Annotated in this window: 22 protein-coding genes; 10 read left to right on the top strand and 12 right to left on the bottom strand. The window is 72.6% G+C overall.

Annotated features, from left to right (window positions below; genetic code table 11):
• Positions 1-57: 57 nt before the first annotated feature.
• From ACIBHY_RS48565 to ACIBHY_RS48580, 4 genes are all read left to right on the top strand, one after another.
• Positions 58-954, top strand: a complete 897-nt coding sequence (locus ACIBHY_RS48565; protein WP_397250636.1) for an ABC transporter ATP-binding protein — start codon at positions 58-60, stop codon at positions 952-954.
• Positions 951-2,474 (top strand): hypothetical protein, encoded by a 1,524-nt coding sequence (locus ACIBHY_RS48570; protein WP_397310344.1) that lies wholly within the window; start codon positions 951-953, stop codon positions 2,472-2,474. Before ACIBHY_RS48565 ends, ACIBHY_RS48570 begins: the two co-directional genes overlap by 4 nt.
• A gap of 55 nt (positions 2,475-2,529) precedes the next feature.
• Entirely contained in the window at positions 2,530-3,048 is a 519-nt protein-coding gene (locus ACIBHY_RS48575; protein ID WP_397250632.1) for a hypothetical protein, read from the top strand.
• Positions 3,049-3,268: 220 nt separating this feature from the next.
• Positions 3,269-3,661: a hypothetical protein gene (locus ACIBHY_RS48580; RefSeq protein WP_397310345.1), complete on the top strand. Its 393-nt coding sequence runs from the start codon at positions 3,269-3,271 to the stop codon at positions 3,659-3,661.
• 50 nt (positions 3,662-3,711) lie between these two features.
• Here ACIBHY_RS48580 and ACIBHY_RS48585 read toward each other — a convergent pair whose 3' ends face one another.
• A complete protein-coding gene (locus ACIBHY_RS48585) occupies positions 3,712-4,272 on the bottom strand; it encodes a TetR/AcrR family transcriptional regulator (protein ID WP_397250628.1) in 561 nt (186 codons plus the stop codon).
• 100 nt (positions 4,273-4,372) lie between these two features.
• Between ACIBHY_RS48585 and ACIBHY_RS48590 the strand changes: the two genes are divergently transcribed.
• Together ACIBHY_RS48590 and ACIBHY_RS48595 are read left to right on the top strand one after the other, a co-directional pair.
• Positions 4,373-4,957 carry a DUF2867 domain-containing protein gene (locus tag ACIBHY_RS48590; RefSeq protein ID WP_397310346.1) on the top strand — a complete coding sequence of 195 codons (585 nt, stop codon included), beginning with the start codon at positions 4,373-4,375 and terminating at the stop codon, positions 4,955-4,957.
• A complete protein-coding gene (locus ACIBHY_RS48595) occupies positions 4,954-5,259 on the top strand; it encodes a hypothetical protein (RefSeq protein WP_397310347.1) in 306 nt (101 codons plus the stop codon). The genes ACIBHY_RS48590 and ACIBHY_RS48595 overlap by 4 nt, the downstream gene beginning before the upstream one ends.
• Positions 5,260-5,338: 79 nt before the next feature.
• Here ACIBHY_RS48595 and ACIBHY_RS48600 read toward each other — a convergent pair whose 3' ends face one another.
• The 4 genes from ACIBHY_RS48600 to ACIBHY_RS48615 all read right to left on the bottom strand — a co-directional run bounded on the left by ACIBHY_RS48600 (position 5,339) and on the right by ACIBHY_RS48615 (position 8,604).
• Positions 5,339-5,764 (bottom strand): ester cyclase, encoded by a 426-nt coding sequence (locus tag ACIBHY_RS48600; RefSeq protein WP_397250622.1) that lies wholly within the window; start codon positions 5,762-5,764, stop codon positions 5,339-5,341.
• Between the two features lie 72 nt (positions 5,765-5,836).
• A complete protein-coding gene (locus ACIBHY_RS48605) occupies positions 5,837-6,958 on the bottom strand; it encodes an RNA polymerase sigma factor (RefSeq protein ID WP_397310348.1) in 1,122 nt (373 codons plus the stop codon).
• A 38-nt stretch (positions 6,959-6,996) separates the two neighbouring features.
• The gene (locus tag ACIBHY_RS48610; RefSeq protein WP_397250618.1) at positions 6,997-7,335 is read right to left on the bottom strand and encodes a YciI family protein; all 339 of its coding nucleotides are present in this window, start codon (positions 7,333-7,335) and stop codon (positions 6,997-6,999) included.
• A gap of 18 nt (positions 7,336-7,353) precedes the next feature.
• Entirely contained in the window at positions 7,354-8,604 is a 1,251-nt protein-coding gene (locus tag ACIBHY_RS48615) for a tetratricopeptide repeat protein (RefSeq protein WP_397310349.1), read from the bottom strand.
• Between the two features lie 91 nt (positions 8,605-8,695).
• Here ACIBHY_RS48615 and ACIBHY_RS48620 point away from each other — a divergent pair, with 91 nt between their 5' ends.
• Positions 8,696-9,355 carry a TetR/AcrR family transcriptional regulator gene (locus ACIBHY_RS48620; RefSeq protein ID WP_397250614.1) on the top strand — a complete coding sequence of 220 codons (660 nt, stop codon included), beginning with the start codon at positions 8,696-8,698 and terminating at the stop codon, positions 9,353-9,355.
• Here the strand turns inward: ACIBHY_RS48620 and ACIBHY_RS48625 are convergent.
• The 3 genes from ACIBHY_RS48625 to ACIBHY_RS48635 all read right to left on the bottom strand — a co-directional run bounded on the left by ACIBHY_RS48625 (position 9,290) and on the right by ACIBHY_RS48635 (position 11,380).
• Positions 9,290-10,192 (bottom strand): BTAD domain-containing putative transcriptional regulator, encoded by a 903-nt coding sequence (locus ACIBHY_RS48625; protein WP_397250612.1) that lies wholly within the window; start codon positions 10,190-10,192, stop codon positions 9,290-9,292. The two genes, ACIBHY_RS48620 and ACIBHY_RS48625, sit on opposite strands and share 66 nt — an antisense overlap.
• 155 nt (positions 10,193-10,347) lie before the next feature.
• The gene (locus ACIBHY_RS48630) at positions 10,348-10,911 is read right to left on the bottom strand and encodes a DUF305 domain-containing protein (RefSeq protein ID WP_397250610.1); all 564 of its coding nucleotides are present in this window, start codon (positions 10,909-10,911) and stop codon (positions 10,348-10,350) included.
• Between the two features lie 61 nt (positions 10,912-10,972).
• Positions 10,973-11,380: an ester cyclase gene (locus ACIBHY_RS48635; protein WP_397250608.1), complete on the bottom strand. Its 408-nt coding sequence runs from the start codon at positions 11,378-11,380 to the stop codon at positions 10,973-10,975.
• An 85-nt stretch (positions 11,381-11,465) separates the two neighbouring features.
• Between ACIBHY_RS48635 and ACIBHY_RS48640 the strand changes: the two genes are divergently transcribed.
• On the top strand, positions 11,466-12,074 hold the full coding sequence (locus ACIBHY_RS48640) for a TetR/AcrR family transcriptional regulator (RefSeq protein WP_397250606.1): 609 nt from the start codon (positions 11,466-11,468) through the stop codon (positions 12,072-12,074).
• Between the two features lie 3 nt (positions 12,075-12,077).
• Here the strand turns inward: ACIBHY_RS48640 and ACIBHY_RS48645 are convergent, their stop codons facing one another.
• Positions 12,078-12,638: a TetR/AcrR family transcriptional regulator gene (locus ACIBHY_RS48645; protein WP_397250604.1), complete on the bottom strand. Its 561-nt coding sequence runs from the start codon at positions 12,636-12,638 to the stop codon at positions 12,078-12,080.
• A 95-nt stretch (positions 12,639-12,733) separates the two neighbouring features.
• Between ACIBHY_RS48645 and ACIBHY_RS48650 the strand changes: the two genes are divergently transcribed.
• Together ACIBHY_RS48650 and ACIBHY_RS48655 are read left to right on the top strand one after the other, a co-directional pair.
• Entirely contained in the window at positions 12,734-13,576 is an 843-nt protein-coding gene (locus tag ACIBHY_RS48650) for an alpha/beta fold hydrolase (RefSeq protein ID WP_397250602.1), read from the top strand.
• Between the two features lie 48 nt (positions 13,577-13,624).
• Positions 13,625-14,278, top strand: coding sequence for a class I SAM-dependent methyltransferase (locus ACIBHY_RS48655; protein WP_397310350.1), 654 nt, complete (start codon positions 13,625-13,627; stop codon positions 14,276-14,278).
• On the opposite strand, the gene ACIBHY_RS48660 is transcribed toward ACIBHY_RS48655, so the two are convergent.
• Genes ACIBHY_RS48660 through ACIBHY_RS48670 form a run of 3 tightly spaced genes read right to left on the bottom strand, consistent with a single transcriptional unit; the run spans position 14,231 to position 17,223 of the window.
• Entirely contained in the window at positions 14,231-15,019 is a 789-nt protein-coding gene (locus ACIBHY_RS48660; protein ID WP_397310351.1) for a helix-turn-helix domain-containing protein, read from the bottom strand. The two genes, ACIBHY_RS48655 and ACIBHY_RS48660, sit on opposite strands and share 48 nt — an antisense overlap.
• A 35-nt stretch (positions 15,020-15,054) precedes the next feature.
• On the bottom strand, positions 15,055-16,200 hold the full coding sequence (locus tag ACIBHY_RS48665) for a serine hydrolase domain-containing protein (RefSeq protein WP_397310352.1): 1,146 nt from the start codon (positions 16,198-16,200) through the stop codon (positions 15,055-15,057).
• Between the two features lie 24 nt (positions 16,201-16,224).
• Positions 16,225-17,223: an alpha/beta hydrolase family protein gene (locus ACIBHY_RS48670; protein ID WP_397250594.1), complete on the bottom strand. Its 999-nt coding sequence runs from the start codon at positions 17,221-17,223 to the stop codon at positions 16,225-16,227.
• Positions 17,224-17,246: the final 23 nt, after the last annotated feature.

The following is a 17,246-nucleotide window of genomic DNA, read 5'->3' on the forward strand; positions in this document are numbered from 1 at the left end:
AATATTACATCGACTGCATATTTACAGGTCTGCAAGTTTTGCCGTAGCGTGCCGGGCATGGACGCTGCGATCTCGGTCTCGGGGCTCGTCAAGTCGTACGGGCGGGTCAGGGCGCTGGACGGGCTCGACCTGCGGGTGGAGGCGGGGGAGATCCACGGCTTCCTCGGTCCCAACGGGGCGGGGAAGACGACCACGCTGCGGGTGCTTCTGGGCATGCTGCGGGCCGACGCCGGACAGGTCAGGCTGCTGGACGGGCATCCGTGGCGCGACGCCGTACGCCTGCACCGGCGCCTGGCGTACGTGCCCGGCGACGTCGTCCTGTGGGAGGAGCTGACCGGCGGCGAGACGATCGACCTGCTGGGACGGCTGCACGGCCGCCTCGACGAGGGCCGCCGAGCCGAGCTGGTCGAGCGGTTCGCGCTGGATCCGGGCAAGAAGGTCCGCGGCTACTCCAAGGGCAACCGGCAGAAGGTCGCGCTGATCGCCGCGCTGGCGGCGCGCGTCGAGCTGCTCGTGCTGGATGAGCCCACCTCAGGGCTCGACCCGCTGATGGAGGCCGAGTTCCGCCGGTGCCTGGAGCGGCGGCGCGAGGAGGGCACCACGATCTTGCTGTCCAGCCACGTCCTGGCCGAGGTCGAGGCGCTGTGCGACCGGGTGAGCATCGTCAGGCGGGGACGCCTGGTCGAGTCGGGCACCCTGGCCGAGTTGCGCCACTTCACGTGGACGTCGGTCACCGCCCGGCTGGAGCGGCCCCTGGAGCGGCTGGAGGGTGTCCACGACCTGGAGATCGACGGGGGCACGCTGGTGCGCTTCCGCGTGGACGGCGGGCAGGCGGGCGAGGTGCTGGTGCGCCTGGCCGCGTTCGGGCTGGTGGACGTGACGGCGCGGCCCGCGACGCTGGAGGAGCTGTTCCTGCGGCACTACCGGCAACTGCCCGAGGCGGCGGCGCGGTGAGGGCCGGGGCCTGGGTTCTGGTGCGGTTCGCCGCCCGGCGCGACCGTGGCCTGATCGCGTTGTGGATCGGGGTGGCCGTCGCGCTGCCGCTGTTCAACGCCTACTCGCTGGCTGCGCTGCTGCCCACCGAGGAGACCAGGGTGGCCTTCGCCGGGATGAGCGCCGGTAATCCGATCACCAGGGCTTTGCTGGGGCCCGTTCACGGCACCTCCATCGAGTCTCTGGTCGCCTGGCGGTCGGGTGTGCAGAGCCTGCTCATCACCGGGCTGGGCGGGCTGCTGTTCGCGGTCCGGCACACGCGGGCCGAGGAGGATTCGGGTCGCGGGGAGCTGGTGGCCGCCCGTCCGGTGGGCAGGCACGCCGTCGTCACCGCCGTCACGGTCCTGGTCGCCGTCGTCAACCTCGTCGTCGCGGCGCTGCCGGCCGTCGCGCTGATGCTCGGGTTCGGCTATCCGCCCGGTGGCACGCTGCTGTTCGCGCTGACGGTGGGGGCGGGCGGCATGGCGTTCGCCGCCTGCGGGCTGCTCGCGGCGCAGGTCTGCCGCAGCGCGCCGGCCGCGCGCGGCGCTGCCGTGGGTGCGCTGGTGGCGGGGCTCGTGCCGGGTGTGGTGGTGCCGGAGAGCTGGATCGGGATCTTCCCGGCGGGGTGGCCGCGCCTGGCCCGCGCGTACGGCGCGGAGCGGTGGTGGGTGCCGCTGGTGCCGCTGGCGTTCGCGGCCGTGTTCACTCTGGCCGCCTACGGGCTGTCGGCCCGCCGGGATCTGGGCGCCGGGGTGCTTCCCGATCGCGCGGGCGGCGACGGTCCCGCGCGGGGGCGGCTGGGCAGCCCGCTCGCGCTGGTGTGGCGGCTGCGTGGCGGGCAGGTGGCCGGCTGGACGTTCGCTCTGGGTACGGCCGGCGCCGGCGTGGGCTGGGTGTCGGCCTCGTTCGAGCTGGCCACGTTGACCGGGCACACCCTGCTGGCGATCTTCACGTATGTCTTCTGCATGGTGGTGGCGTGCCTGACGGTGGCCGGGACGCTTCGGCCGTACACGGAGGAGAGCCGGGGCCGTGCCGCGCCGCTGCTGGCCACGCCGACCACCCGGACGCGCTGGCTGGGCGGGCACACGGCGCTGTCCCTGGCCGCGCCGGTCGCCATGCTGCTGGCCGTGGGCCTCGGCACGGGCGCCGGCAACGCGCTGGGCACGGGCGGCTTCGCGCCGATCCTGGCCCAGGTGGGCGCCGCCCTGCTCTTCGTGCCCGCCGCCTGGGCGATCGCGGGTGTCACGATCGCCGCCTACGGGTTGCGCCCGCGCGCCGCCGTCCCCGTCGGCTGGGCGGCGGTGGTGGTGTCGGGTGGTGGTGTGGCGTTGTGGGAGGCGGGGACGATCGGGGACACGGCGTTCCTGCTCACCCCGTTCGGCTACGTCCACCCGTCCCTCTCGTCCGGATTCGTGGCGCCGGCCGCGTTCGCCCTGGCCGCGGTGGTGCTCGTGGTCGCGGGCGGGGCCGGGTTCGCCCGTCGTGACCTGCTGGCGTGAGGCGGCGCTGTCCGCCTGGTCGCCGGGACGCGGCTTCGCGCGGCATGATCGTTGGATGACCGTTCCCATGTTGATCATCAGTGGCCCGGTGGGTGTGGGCAAGACGTCGGTGGCGGGGGAGATCTTCGATCAGCTGCTCGCCCGGGACGTCTCGCACGCGGTCGTCGACCTGGACAACCTCGGTTTGTGCTGGCCGTTCGGCGATGGCGACCCGTTCAACGACCGGATGGCCCTGCGCAACCTGGCCTCTGTCTGGCGGAACTACGCGGCGGCCGGGGTCGAGCGACTGGTCGTGGCCCGGGTGGTGGAGTCGCGCGCCGAACTGGAGGGCTACCGCGCCGCCGTACCGGATGCCGAGATCGTGGTGTGCCGGCTGGCGGCCGGCGCGCCGACGTTGCGCGGCAGGGTGGCGCGGCGGGAGGCCGGGGCCGCGCGGGAGGCGTTGTCGCGCCGGGCGGTCGAACTCGCCGAGACCCTGGCCAGGAGCGACGCCGCCGACTTCGTGGTCGCGACTGACGACCGCTCCGTGGCCGACATCGCCGAGGACGTCCTGCGCGGGGCGGGCTGGATCTGACTTGTGGGCCGCCGGGGTGCGGCCCGCCCTTCGCTACGATGATCGCGGACCATGATGGGCGGCAGGTTCGTGTCGCCGGAACGCGCGAGGAGTGCGGATGCAGCCGGATCCATCGCAGCCAGGGTTTTCTCAGTATGGTCAGGGCGGGCCCGCGCCGTGGGGTGGCGGGCCGAGCCCGTGGGCGGCGCCGCCCAGGCCGAGGGCGAATGCCGCGGCGGCGGTGATCGCCGGCATCCTGGCGCTGGTCGCCACCGCGATGCTCGTCTGGTTCGCGCTCAACGACGCCCTCTACGCCATCAGGCATGATGACTGGTCCAGCCTGGTGTTGCAGAACGTGATCGCCGGCGTCATCGGCGCCGGGGCGCTGGTGGTCGCGGCGGCGTTCACGTTCGCCCGCAGGATTCCCGGCGTGTGGACGCTGTGCGGGCTGTGCGGGCTTTACGTCGTGGCGAACCTCGTGCTGGCGCCGCTTCTGCATGGCACGCCGTTCGGTGCTCAGTTCGCGTTCCTGTTCGGTTTCGACAAGGTCAACGGCATCGCCGCAGGGCTGGCGACCATGTTCTGCGCCCTGACGGCGATCGTGGCGGCGGTCGCCGGCAGCGTGAAGTCGTAGGGGCCCGCGATGCGCCGTCCGTGATCACGGGGTGAGCTCCTGGAGCGGTTTCAGGCCGGTGGGCGGTTGAGGATGATGTCGCCGGCGCGGGCGATGACCTCGGCGCGTGTCTGGCCGGGATGGTCGGCGGCCAGGAAGTGGCTGCCGATGGCTCCGCAGAAGGCCAGCAGGGCGCGAGCCTCGACTTCGTGGGGGTCGGCGCAGACGGTGCCGATGGCCTCGCGCAGGAGTTGCATGCGTTTGTTGTCCACGCGGCGCAGGCGCTGGGCGACATCGTCGTCGCGGCGGGCCCAGTCGCGCACGGCCAGGTCGATGGGGAGCAGGCGGTCGGAGAAGGTGAGCCGCCCGGCCAGCCGGGCCTTGTCCGCGACGTCGCCGCCCTCCTGTTCGATCCGGTCGAGGACGTCGTCGGTGGCCTCCCGCTCCCAGGCGTCCAGCATCTCCGTCAGCAGGGCGCCGCGGCCGGCGAAGTACCCGTAGAACCCGCCTCTGGTCACTCCCAGCTCTTTGGCCAGGACGTCCACCCGCACGGCGTCCACGCCGCCTGAGGCCAGCGCCCGCAGGCCCTGCTCGACCCATTTCTCCCGGGGCGTGCGCAACGTGCCCATCATGTGGCCCACCTCACCGCCCGCATCGGTTGTGCAGGACTGTATAACCGGTCTAGCTTCGACTTATACACAACTGTATAACTGACTCGGAGGAGACAGGGCTATGTCCAGCAGGCTCCCCGTCATCGAGCACACCTCGCGCCCGTGGCGCATCCACACGATCGCGCCGGACTACCGGGTGGAGGACGTGTGGTCGCTGCCGACCCCCGGCGGCGCGGACGACTTCCCCCGGCTGGTGGAACAGTTCACCGCCGGCCCCGGCAACCCGATCGTGCGCGCCCTGCTGGCGATCCGCCTGCGCCTCGGCGCGCCGCTCGGCCTCAACCCGCCCGCCGCCGGCGCCCGGGCGCCCTGGCGCGGCGAGCCGATCCCCGGCGACCTGCGCGGCCGGCCGGGGCCGGACTTCGGCCCGTTCGCCTGCCTGTACCGCACCGACACCGAATGGGCCGCCCACGCCACCACCAGCGGCGTGGACGCGATCGCCCACCTGGGCTGGGTTGCCGACGGCTCCGGCGTCTACCGGGGCCGGTGGGCCACCCTGGTCAAACCCCACGGCCTGCTCGGACGGGCGTACATGGCGGGCATCGCCCCGATCCGCCACCAGGTGGTCTACCCGCTGATGATCCGCTCCATCGCGCGCGGATGGCGCCCGGCGAGGAGCGCCGATCTCTCCGGGAGCACCGGATGAACACCGCGCCCGGCCGCGTCCCGTCCCGCGCCACAGCCGTGGGGGCATGGTCCGCGATCACCACCGGGGCCGTGCACCTGCTGGGATCCTTCCTGCCGATCCCCTTCGACGGCGAGGCCGCCGCGCGCCGGGCGATGCGCGCCGCGAGGCCTGGCCTCGGCCTGCGGTCCGACTTCGAGCTGCTGTTCGACGCCAGGAGCCAGGTGATGTCGATCATGTTCATCGCCTTCGGCGCGATCACCCTCGCCGTCGTCGCGAAGGCCGCCGGACCGGCCACCCAGGAGCCCGCGCACAGGGAGTGAGCAGGGCCGCCCTCCGCACTGCGCCGACCGGGCTCCTGCCCAGGCGGCCGGGCCGGCCCGCGGCGGCGGGTGTCGCGGCTCAGCCGGGGATGGCGGGGATGGCGCCGAGCTGCCGCAACTGCGCGTGGACGTCGGCGACCCCCCAGATCTCGGCGATCAGGCCGTCGGCGAAGCGGATGATGAAGATCTCCTCGTAGGTGATCGCGTTGCCGGTGGGCGCGATGCCCCGGTACTCGCCCAGGTGGGTCCCGGTGACCGTGTTCCGGTAGACGACCTTGTCGCCGTCGGCGACCACGTCCTCGACGGTGACCCGGATGTCGGGGAACGCGCGCAGCAGCATCGTCCACGCGTTCGTGATCACCTGGACCGCGTTCGCGTCGGTCGGGACGGGCGTGTGGAAGCGCGCCTGCGGATGGACGACCTCGCCGGCGGTCCTGGCGATGACCTCCACGTCGCGGCTGTGGACGGCGTCGTACATGCGCTCGAAGATGGCGGTGTCGGCCATGTGGTTTCTCCTCGGGTTGTGGTCGTTCACACCCGGGCGACGAACGGGCCGGTGCCGGGGGGACGCACCGGCTCAGAGCTGTTCGAGCCGCCCCGTCAGGAAGCGCCGCTCGGCGGTCGAGGTGGCCAGGCCGAGGGCGCGGCCGTACGCCTGCCTGGCCTCGGCGGCGCGGCCGAGACGCCGCAGCAGCTCGCCGCGGGTGGAGTGGAAGTAGAGGTAGTCGTCCAGGTTCAGGCGCTCGACGGCGTGCAGCGCCTCGGCGGGGTCGCCGGCCTGGGCGAGCGCCACGGCGCGGTTGAGCTCGACGACCGGCGAGCCGGTGAGCTCGGCCAGCCGCCCGTACAGGCCGGCGACCTGCGCCCAGTCGATGCGCCGGTGCGTCTGCAGCGAGGCGATCACGGCCTGGACCACGTACGGTCCGCGCCCGCCCAGCATGAGCGCCCGGTCGAGCACCGTGCGCCCGGCCGCGATCTGGCCCGTGTCCCACAGCGAGCGGTCCTGGTCGTCGAGCAGTACGAGGTCCTCGCCGGAGAAGCGGGCGCGCCGCCGCGCGTGGTGGATCATCATCAGCGCCAGCAGGCCGTGCGCCTCCGGCTCCTCCGGCATGAGTACGGCCAGCACCCGCCCCAGCCGGATCGCCTCGGCGCCCAGGTCGACGCGGCCGCTGTAGCCCTCGTTGAAGATCAGGTAGAGGACGGCCAGCACCGCGCCGAGCCGCTCGCCCAGCAGGTCCGCGCCGGGCACGGCGAACGGGATGCCGGTCGCCTTGATCTTGGCCTTGGCGCGCGACAGCCGCCGCTTCATGGTCTCCTCGGGCACGAGGAAGGCGCGCGCGATCTCGCCCGTCCGCAGTCCGCCGAGCGTGCGCAGCGTGAGCGCCACCTGAGCTTCCGGCGGCAGCGCCGGGTGGCAGCAGGTGAAGATCAGCTCCAGGCGTTCGTCCTTGATCACCGTTTCGTCAAGCTCGTCGATGACGACCTCCGGCACCGGCAGCATGTGGATCTTCCCGGCCAGCGTGCGGTCCCTGCGGATCCGGTCGATCGCCCGGTTGCGCGCCGTCGTCACCAGCCACGCACCCGGATTCGCCGGTACGCCCGACGTGGGCCAGCGCCGCGCGGCGATCGCGAACGCCTCCTGGGCGGCGTCCTCGGCCCGGTCGAAGTCACCGAGGTAGCCGACCAGCGAGGCCAGCACCCGGCCCCACTCGTCACGGAAGACGTCCTCCAGCGCGGTCAGCGCCGCACCACCGGCCTGACCTCGACCACACCGCCGAGCCTGGCGGCCGGAATCCGCGCCGCCATCTCGACCGCCTCGTCCAGGTTGGCCGCCTCGACGAGGCAGAAGCCGCCGAGCACCTCCTTGGTGTCGGCGAACGGGCCGTCGGTCATCAGGGTCCTGCCCTCCGACACGCGTACGGTCGTGGCCGTCTCGACCGGCTGCAGCTGGGCGCCGCCGACGCAGCGCGGATCATCGCCCAGCGCGAAGTACTCGGCGTACATGGCCTCGCGCTCGGCCTCCGACACCGTCTCCTCCAGGCCGGGCTCGGCATAGATCACCAGGGCGTATTGCATCGCGACCTCCAGATCGGTTCACCGTACCTCTGACGACGAACGGCCCGGCGCCGGGGGGACAGCCGGTTCCATGAGAATGCGCCCGCGCGGGAAGTCGAAGGTGATCGCGTACGGCTTGAAGAACCGGTGCGTGGGCAGCCCGCCGATGCGGAAGCCGAAGCCGTGCTCGAACCACGGGGGGAACGCGCCGGTCAGGCCGGACACGTCGCGGCCCGCGGCCGAGCCGAGCGTCACCTCGCGCACGGTCACCGGATGGAATCCCGCGCCGGGAGGGATCTCGATCCCGGCGGCGGTGAAGGTGGAGGGGGGCGCGGTGAACCCGATGTCGCCGCCGCCGGTGTCGACGAAGAACACCATCGGGTCCAGGTCGTTCACGGTGCCGCGGGAGAGCAGGTAGTGGTCGCCCACCCACCACAGGGGCGCGCTGTGCCGGGCGCGCACGGCCGCGCGGCGGTCCCGGCGCAGGACGAGCGCCCGGCCCGGGTAGTCGAGGGTGGGCAGGAACCGCGCCAGGACGCTCGTGCCGATCGCGCCCTGGGTGATCCGGCCGTCGGGCGCGGTCAGGCGGATGGCGTCGGGGATCGTGTGCACGGGGACGTTGCCGAGGGTGAGGCCGCCGGGCAGGCCGAGGGTGTCGACGCGGCCCTGGTGGGCCTGGTGCTCGCCGTACATGGTCCGGCCGGTGGTGTGGCCGTAGGTGGGGATGGCGAGCCGGTCGGCGTAGTCCTGGTTGAGGGCGAACAGGGCGCCGGTGTCGAGGAAGAACAGTTCGGGCGGGGCGCCGTTCAGCGACGCCTCGATCATGGGCAGCGGGTCGGCCGCCGCGAACGGCACCCTGGCCGTCGCGGGACCGGAGATCGTGTACGGCCGCAGCCCGGCGAAGCTCCGCAGCTGCGCCGCCGTGGCGGTGGGGCCGTCCTTCTTCACCGAGGGCAGCAGCGCGGCCAGCTCCGCGAACTGGTCGGCGCGCCACAGCGCGTCGGCCAGGTTGCCCAGCGCGCGCGTGTTTCCCGGGTCGAGGCGCAGCACCTGCTTGAGCAGGCGTTTCGCCAGTGGCAGGCGGCCGGTCATGAGCGTGATGTAGGCGTGCCGGGCGAGCGCGTGCACGTGGTCGGGATCGCCGCCGAGGACCTTGCGGTAGAGCGCGCCGGCGGCGGCGAACTCGCCCGAGGCGAACAGCTCGTCCGCCCTGTCGAGGGTTTTCGGTGACGTGGCCGCCGCCAGGCCGGCGACGACGGCGGACTTCAGGAGGGTACGGCGAGTGGTCATGACCGATCCTTCAAATACCGACGAGTATCTGGATACCGATCAGTATTCGTATACTCTGGAGAATGTCAACAGCGGGGAAGGGATCGGTGCGGTGGCAGATCGGCTCACCCGGCAGGAGCAGCGCGAGCGCAACCGGCTCAGGCTGCTGGAGGCCGCGGAGAAGGTGTTCGCGGAACGCGGCATCCAGGGCGGTTCCCTCGACGAGGTCGCCGCCGCGGCCGGCCTGACCAAGGGCGCCGTCTACTCCAACTTCGACGGCAAGGAGGACCTGCTGCTCGCGGTCATGCGCCACCGCCTGGGACAGGAGGCGCGGGCGCAGGCCGACCACCTGCTCCACTCCGGGCGCGACGCCGGCGAGCTGGGGGAGGAGTACGGCCGGTACTGGGCCGAGCGGGCGCGCGGGGGCGAGCAGGACACGTTCGCGCAGGTGACCGTCGAGCTCATGATCCACGCCACGCGTCATCCGGAGGTGCGCGAGGAGCTCGTCGCCCTGCTGTTCCCGCCCGGCGGTCAGGGCCGCCATCCGCTGGCGCCCGAGGGCGGCGCGCTGGGCGACCTGCCGTACGAGCAGGCGGACGCCGTCCTGAAATCTCTCGACATCGGGATGCGGCTGCTCACGCTCCTGGCCCCCGGGCACTGCCCGCCGGAGCTGTTCGCGACGGCGCTGCGCCTGCTGGCCGCGCCCTCAGGCGGGCGACCAGACCAGAGCCAGGAACGTCCGGCCCCCGCCGTCCGCCCCCGACAGGACTAAAACCCCCGCCACCTGCCCGTCCTCGTCCTCCACCAGCCGGCCGGTCCTGTCCAGGGTCGTGGTACGGCCGGCGAACACCCCCAGCGCCCGCGGTCCGCGCGCGGGCCCCGGCGGATCGTCGCGCAGCAGGCGGGCGTGGAGGCGGCGCAGCTCGGCGCCCGGATCGGTGCCCAGTTCCTCGGCCAGCCGCCGCCTCAGCCGTTCGTACTGGGCCAGCGCCTCCGCCTGCCGTCCGCACCGGTCGAGCACGACCAGCAGCCGCTCCCACAGAGACTCCCGCAGCGGATGCCGCGAGGCCAGGTCGAGCAGCTCCGCGACCAGCTCGCCGTGCCGCCCCCCGGCCAGGCGCAGGTCGATCCGCCGCTCCACCGCGCTCAGATACAGCTCCTGCAGGTACGGGGTCAGGCTCGCGCCCAGCCAGTCGGAGTCGATGCCCTCGAACGGCGGGCCCCGCCACAGCCGGTTCGCCTCCTCCACCAGCGCCGGCTCGGCCGCCGTGCCACGCGCACGTGCCGCCTCGGACAGCAGCCGGCGAAAGCGCAGCACGTCGACCCGCTCGGGATCGGCCACCAGCCGGTAGCCGTCGGGCATCGTGCGGATCGCCGCCCGGCCGACGACGCGGCGCAGCCTGGCGACGTAGGTCTGCACGCTGCGCCGCGCGTTGGCCGGCAGTTCCTCACCCCACAACGCCAGGGCCAGGCGTTCGAAGGTGACCGTGTCACCGGCCGACACCGCCAGCGTGGCCAGCAGCGTCCGCAGCCGGCCGGTGGTCAGCCGGATCGGCGCGGGGCCCAGCCGTACCTCCATCGGACCCAGGAGCGCCACGTCAAGAGTCATACGACCACTGTCCCCGGCGGCGTGAGGCGGCGCATCGGCCGCACGATGCGCGCGAGGCTACACCCGGCGGCAGAGACGGCCGCCCCGGGCACTGCCACACCGGGATGACCCCGGGGCGCGCGGCTGCCGCTCCGGGCGCACCGCCGGGGAGCTGATCAGCCCCTGCCGGCGCGCTCCCCGAGTTCGGCGATCAGGGCGCGCTGGTCGGGGATCAGGGAGCGGGCCAGCGCGGTCGTGGGCACGTGCTCGCCCCGCGCGGTGACGGTCTCGGCCATCCGCACCCCGCTGCCCAGGTGCGTGGCCAGCAACGACGCCCACAACGTGTCGAACTCGGCGCCGCTGCGGCGCTTCAGCTCGGTGATCTGGACGGGGGAGAGCATGCCGGGCATGGCGTGACCGGCGGCCGGCGGGGTGGAGGGCACCGCCGTACCCCAGGAGCGCAGCCAGGAGGACATGAGCTCGATGTCGGCGCGCTCCTTCTTGATCAGCTCACGCGCGACGCGCCGGACGCCGGCGTCGCCGGACTTCTTCTCGGCCAGCTGAGCCACCTGGATGGTCTGCAGGTGGTGGGGGATCATCTGCTGGGAGAAGGCCAGGTCGGCGGTGTTGTATCCGGCGCCGGAGGCGATGGGCGCCCCGGCTGCCCGGCCGCAGCCGCAGGCCAGGACGGCCAGGCACAGGGCGACGATCGCGGTTCGCGCTTTGCAGGAGCCTGTCATGGTCGATCCCTTCAGGAGCACTCATGACCGGATACGCGGCTCCCGCCGGACAGGTTCGGTCTCAGGCGGCGCGCAACTGGTTGAGCAGCCCGAGCCGGTCGATGACGGCGTGGCGTTCGCTGATGCGCTCGCCGGCGAAGCGGAACAGCGCGAACGCCTCCATGGACACCTCCCGGCCGGTCGGGGGGACGCCGAGCAGTTCGCCGCTGTGGGTCGCGGTCATGCGCCAGCGCACGGCGACCTGGTCGCCCTCGCCGAGGATGTCGAGGATCTCGAACCTGGGCGCGGCGTGCGTGGCGTGCACCTCGCGGATGGCCTCCTTGAAGCCCTGGGGCCCGACGATGTGCTGGTGCTCGCCTTCGGTGGTGATGAAGTCGGAGGTGAACAGTTCGTCGGCGATGTCGACGTCGCCGAGCTCTAGGGCCTTGTAGAGACGCCTGACGGTGTCCTTGCGCGCTTCGATGCTCACGAGGTCTCCTGTCGGAATTTCTGAGTGATTACTCAATAAAGCTACTCTTTCCTGAGCGATTACTCAATAAATCGGGAGTGGAGCGATGACGGAACCCAGGCGCGGCCGCCCGTCCACCGGCGTGCGCGAGGCGGTGCTGAAGGCGACCGAGCAGGTCCTCGGCGAGGCGGGCCTGGCGCTGTCGACCAAGGAGATCGCCCGCCGGGCGGGTGTCGTGGAGTCGAGCATCTTCTACCACTTCGGCAACCGCCTCGGCCTGCTGCAGGCCGTCATCAACCTGCACCTGCCGGTCTTCGCCGACGCCACGGTGGTGCTCGGCCGCCCCGGCCGCGGCGGCGACCTGAAGGTGGATCTGGCCGCGGTCATCGGCGGCCTGGAGCGGTTCTACCTGCGGATCATGCCGATTCTCGGCGCCCTGCAGTCCGACCGCCGGCTCCGCGAGCTGCTGGTCGAACGCGAGGCCGAGGTGGGCCCGCATCTGGCGCTGAAACCGGTGGCCGAGCTGCTGCGGTCCGAACAGCGGGCCGGGCGGATGCGGGCGTCACTGGACCCGGCGGCCGGCGCGCTGCTGCTGATTGGGGCCGGGCATCAGCGGGCGTTGCACCGTTACCTGCTGGGCGATCTGGCCGCCGGCCTGCTGCCGCCGGTGGAGTCGGTGGCGGAGGCGTTGCTCCCGGCGTTCCGGGCGGCGTAGTCCCTACCCGAGGGCGCACCGGATGAGGGTCTCGGCCGCGGCGCGGGCGTGCGCCGCCGTGCCGGGGTCGCGGGTGATCGCGGCCGTGGCCTGGGCGCCCTCGGCGAGCAGGGCCAGCTGCGGGGCGAGGTGGTCGGGGCCGCCCGCGTCGCGGACCAGGCCGGCGACGTGGCGCTGGAAGGACGTCTTCTGCTCGCGTACGGCCGCGGCGACCTTGGTGTTGCCGCCGCCCAGTTCGCCGAAGAAGTTGATGAAGGCGCAGCCGCGGAAGTCGTCCTCGCGAAACCACTCGGCCAGGAAGTCGAAGACGGCCAGCACCTTGTCGCGCGGCGTCGCGGCCGCGGCGACGGCCTTGGCGATGCCGGTGTTCCACTGCTCCGTCCGGTGCCGGAGCACGGCCAGGACCAGGTCGTCCTTGGAGGGGTACAGCGCGTAGATGCGCTTCAGCGACACGCCCGACGCGGTGCGGACCGCGTCCATGCCGACGGCCTGGACTCCCTGGGCGTAGAACAGCCGGTCGGCGGTGGACACGACGCGGGCGCGCGCCGCCTCCTCGTTGTTCATGAGAGCTCCCGGGTTGCGCGGAGAACGTACGTTCTCTACTGTAGACCACATAGGCGGAGAACGATCGTTCTCCGGCAAAAGAGAGGAAAGATCTCATGGGCCACATCAAGGTCGGAACGGAAAACAGCACCGCCGTCGAGCTCTACTACGAGGACCAGGGAGCGGGCCGGCCGGTCGTGCTCATCCACGGCTACCCGCTCGACGGCCACAGCTGGGAGCTCCAGACCCGCGAACTCCTCGCCGCCGGCTACCGGGTCATCACCTACGACCGCCGCGGCTTCGGCCAGTCCAGCAAGGTGGGCGGCGGCTACGACTACGACACCTTCGCCGCCGACCTCAACACGCTGCTGGAGACCCTCGACCTGCGCGAGGTCATCCTCGTCGGCTTCTCCATGGGCACCGGCGAACTCGCCCGCTACGTCAAGAACCACGGCCACGAGCGCGTCGCCAAGCTCGCGTTCCTGGCCTCGCTGGAGCCGTTCCTCGTGGCGGCCGACGACAACCCCACCGGCGTGCCCCAGAAGGTCTTCGACGGCATCGCCGCCGCGGCCCGAGCCGACCGCTACGCCTGGTTCACCCAGTTCTACAAGGACTTCTACAACCTCGACGAGAACCTCGGCACGAGGATCAGCCAGGAGGTCGTCACCGCGAACTGGAACACCGCCACCACCTCCGCCCCGGTCGCCGCCTACGCGGTGGTCCCGGCGTGGATCGAGGACTTCCGCGAGGACGTTGAGGCGGTACGCGCGGCCGGCAAGCCGTCGCTGATCCTGCACGGGACCAAGGACAACATCCTGCCGATCGACGCCACCGGACGCCCCTTCCACCAGGCGTTCCCCGAGGCGGAGTACGTCGAGGTCGAGGGCGCCCCGCACGGCCTGCTGTGGACGCACGCCGACGAGGTCAACCAGGCGCTGCTGGCCTTCGCCGGCAGGTGAGCGGTTCGTTCAAGACCGGGGCCTGACGCGGGATGAAGACTGCCCGGCATGACCGGACGAGCCTTCACTCCCGCCCTGGGCCGCTTCGCCCCCACCCGCCTGTACGACGCCGTGGCCGCGCTGACACGGGAACGCCTGTGGCGCGGCCTGCTCGCGATGCACGCCGCGCCGCGGCCCGGCGACGTGATCGTCGACGTGGGCTGCGGCACCGGCTCACTGGCGCTGCTGCTGAACCGGGTCGAGCCGCGCGCCCGCCTCATCGGCGTCGACCCCGACCCGGACGTGCTGGCGCTGGCCCGCCGCAAGGCCGCCGCCGCGGGCGCCGAGCTGGAGTGGCGCGCCGGCATGGGCGACGCGCTCACCGAGATCGTCGAGGTGGGCTCGGCGAGCACGGCCGTCTCCAGCCTCGTGCTGCACCAGTGCCCGGTCGCGATGAAGCGGGCCGTACTCGCGTCGATGTTCGCGGTGCTGAGGCCGGGCGGGCGGCTGGTGCTCGCCGACTACGGGCTGCAGCGCTCGGCCCTGATGCGCACGGCCTTCCGTGTCGTCCAGCTCGCCGACGGCAGAGCCGACACCCAGCCCAACGCCGACGGCATCCTGCCCGCGCTCATGGCCGATGCCGGGTTCGGCGATGTGCGCGAGGCCGAGGTGGTCTCAACGATCACGGGCTCCATCTCGGTGTACGTCGCCCGCCGCGGCTGAGCGGCGCATCAGGGGCGCCACGACGGCAGGGGTGAGCCCCATCATCTCGCGCAGCCGCCGGGTGAAGTGCGCCTGGTCGGCGAAGCCGCCCGTGATCGCCGCGCCGGCCGGCGACTGCCCGGCCCGCATCGCCTCGGCCGCCCTGCGCAGGCGCACCCAGATCCGCCAGCGTGACAGCGGCATGCCCAGCTGCCGCCGCGCGAGCGCCCGCAGCCGCTGCGGCGACAGCCCGACCTCGGCGGCCAGCGCGGGCATGGAACCTTCGACGCGCGGCCATCCGTCCCGGCCGGCCGCGGCGAGTACCGCGCCCGAAGCGGGGGTCGCATCCCGGCCGGCCAGGGCGCGCATCGCCGCCACCAGGCGGGGGTCGAGCTCGCCGGACGGGTGCGCGCCGCCGCCGCGTACGTCCTGCTCGCGCAGGCCGCGCAGGTCGGCGGCGGCGGTGATCCCGGCGCCGCAGCGCGCCCGCAGCCGGTCGGCGAACGCGCAGTGCGGTTCGACGAAGAACGTGAGCAGCTTCTCCACCGCGAGGATCCGGTGCCCCACCATCGGCGGCACGACCAGCGCCGCGGCGCCGTGCCGGGTCCGGCCGGCGTCCAGCATGCACACCTCGCCCTCCACGGCGATGGCGATCTGGAAGGCGGCGTGGCGATGCGCGACGCTGTCGGACACCGGGCCCCGGTACAGCGCGTACCCCTCGTGGACGGCGAAGTACGGCGCCGCTCCGTCCCCGGACGTCACCCCGCCGATGCTGCCAGGCGCCACAGCCGGTGGCGTCAGGGGGTGGCGGAGGCGTAGGCCTGGGCGAGCTTCGTCCAGATCGTGCCGGCCACGTCCGAGGCGGCCATCCGGTTGGTCACCACCATCAGCGTCACGCCGCGGGTGCGGTCGGTGGCGCCCATCGAGGTGAATCCGCCGTACGCGCCCGCGTGCCCCTGCCAGGTGCGCCTGCCGACCTTCGTGCGTTCCGTGGCCATGCCGTAGGTGCCGTCGGCGGCCTGCGACTGGGGCGACGGCGTGGTCATCGTCTTGACCGTGGCCGGGCGCAGCAGCCGGTCGCCGGCGAACAGGGCGTCGAGGAAGCGGGCGCCGCCGGTCGCGGTGCCGGCGAACATCCCGTCGCCGAACGGCAGGCCGTACAGGTCGGTGGGGATGCCCTTGGCACCGTAGGCGGTGAAGAAGTCGGTCAGCGCGCCGCCGTCGCCGGCGATGTAGCCGTGGGCGAAGCGGGAGAGGGCCCGCCCCGAGCGCTCGGCGGTGAGGGAGCCTCCGCCCGTGCCCGCCCCGCGCAGGAAACGGCGCAGGTCGCGTTCGAGGGCCGCGCCGCCGCCGGAGGCCTTGCTCAGCACGTGGGCCAGGACGATGAACCCGGTGTTGGAGTACGCGTGCCGTTTGCCGGGGTTGACCGGTTTGCGGATGCCAGGCGCGAGCATGGCGAAGGTGTAGGCCCGGTCCGGGTCGTACTTCTTGCCGCCCGCGAACAGGGGAGCGGTCGCGGGATCGGCGTACATGTCCGGATAGCCGGCGGTGTGCGTGAGCAGCATCCGGAGCGTGACGACGTTCGAGCCCGCCACCTTCTTCCCGACATAGGCGGAGATCGGGGTGTCCAGCGCCAGGACCTTCTTCTCGGTCAGGCGCAGGGCGTACGCGGCCAGGACCGTCTTGCCGAAACTGCCCAGGCTGAACATCGTCGAGCCGGTGACCGGAGCGGACGGCTCGTTGATCGCCCGGCCGGACTTCGCCGACCAGATCACCTTCCCGTCGCGCATCGCGACCGCCTGGGCGCCGGGATCGCCGGCGCTCGCCGCCGCCTTGGCGAACGCCTTGTCCAGCGCGGTCGTGAGCGGCGCCTGGGCCGAGGCGGGCACGGTCAGCCCGCCCACGAGAAGGCCTAACGCCGGCACGAGTGTCCTGAAGATCATGGTGGTCCCTCCGTGTGTCGGTGGTCAGTGACCATGCTTGTTCACGAACGCCGTGAGCGCGTCGAGATAGCCGGGGACGTACAGGGACCGCGGCGCCGCGACGGCCGTGACCGCACCCCAGATGCTGTCGGGATGGTCCAGTTCGTGCTTGGCCGCGCTGTGGGAGCCGCCGCGCAGGACCTCGACGGTGAGCAGGTCGCGGGGGACGCCCGCGCGGTAGGCGGCCTCGGTCTCCTTGACGTCGACGTTGCGGTCGTGGTCGCCGAGCAGGAGATACGTCGGGACGCGTATGCCGGGTAGCTGATCGGTCACGTCGGCGCGGAAGTTGCGGAGCACGAACCGCCAGCGGTCCTTGCTCATCGGCGGGTCGTCCAGCCCCGAGGCGAGGTAGCGGTCGTAACCCACGCCCGCCTCCAGCAGGCGGATCTGGGCGGCGCGCCGCTTGAGCTCGGCGTCGAGCGTGCTCTGGCCGCGCAGTTCGGCCCGCAGGTTGTACTCGCCCTGCCGCAGCCAGTTCACCGCCGCACCCACGAGGATCATGAAGCGCACGTCGCCACGGTCACCGGCGACCTTCGGCAGCACCCAGCCGCCCTGGCTGATGCCCCAGAGCCCGAGCCGCCCCGGGTCGATCTCCGGCCGCTTCTTCGCCCAGTCCAGCGCGGCCTCGACCTCGGCGCTGCGATCGTCCATGCTCTGGTCGAGCCAGTTGCCCGGCGCGCCGCCGACGCCCGGCTTGTTCCAGGACAGTGACGCGTACCCGGCCCGCGCGAACGCCTCCCAGAGCGGGCGGTAGAAGCCGTCCCGGCTCGCGTCCGCCTCGCCGTCCCCATGCGCGAAGACGATCAGCCCGTGCGGCCCCTTCCCCTCCTCCGGCAGCGCGAGCACCGCCGTCAACGGCTGCTTCGGTCCCGGGATGCTCACCTCCACCTCGCGCACGGCGAAGTCGTTCTGCACGACGATCCACACACCGGTCCCCGCGACCAGGACGAGCACGCAGAGCACGATCCATGTTCTAACTCTCATGCAACTATCGTAGCCGATACGAT

Origin of the sequence: Nonomuraea sp. NPDC050547 (assembly GCF_044457345.1) — a bacterium.
Classification (GTDB): domain Bacteria; phylum Actinomycetota; class Actinomycetes; order Streptosporangiales; family Streptosporangiaceae; genus Nonomuraea.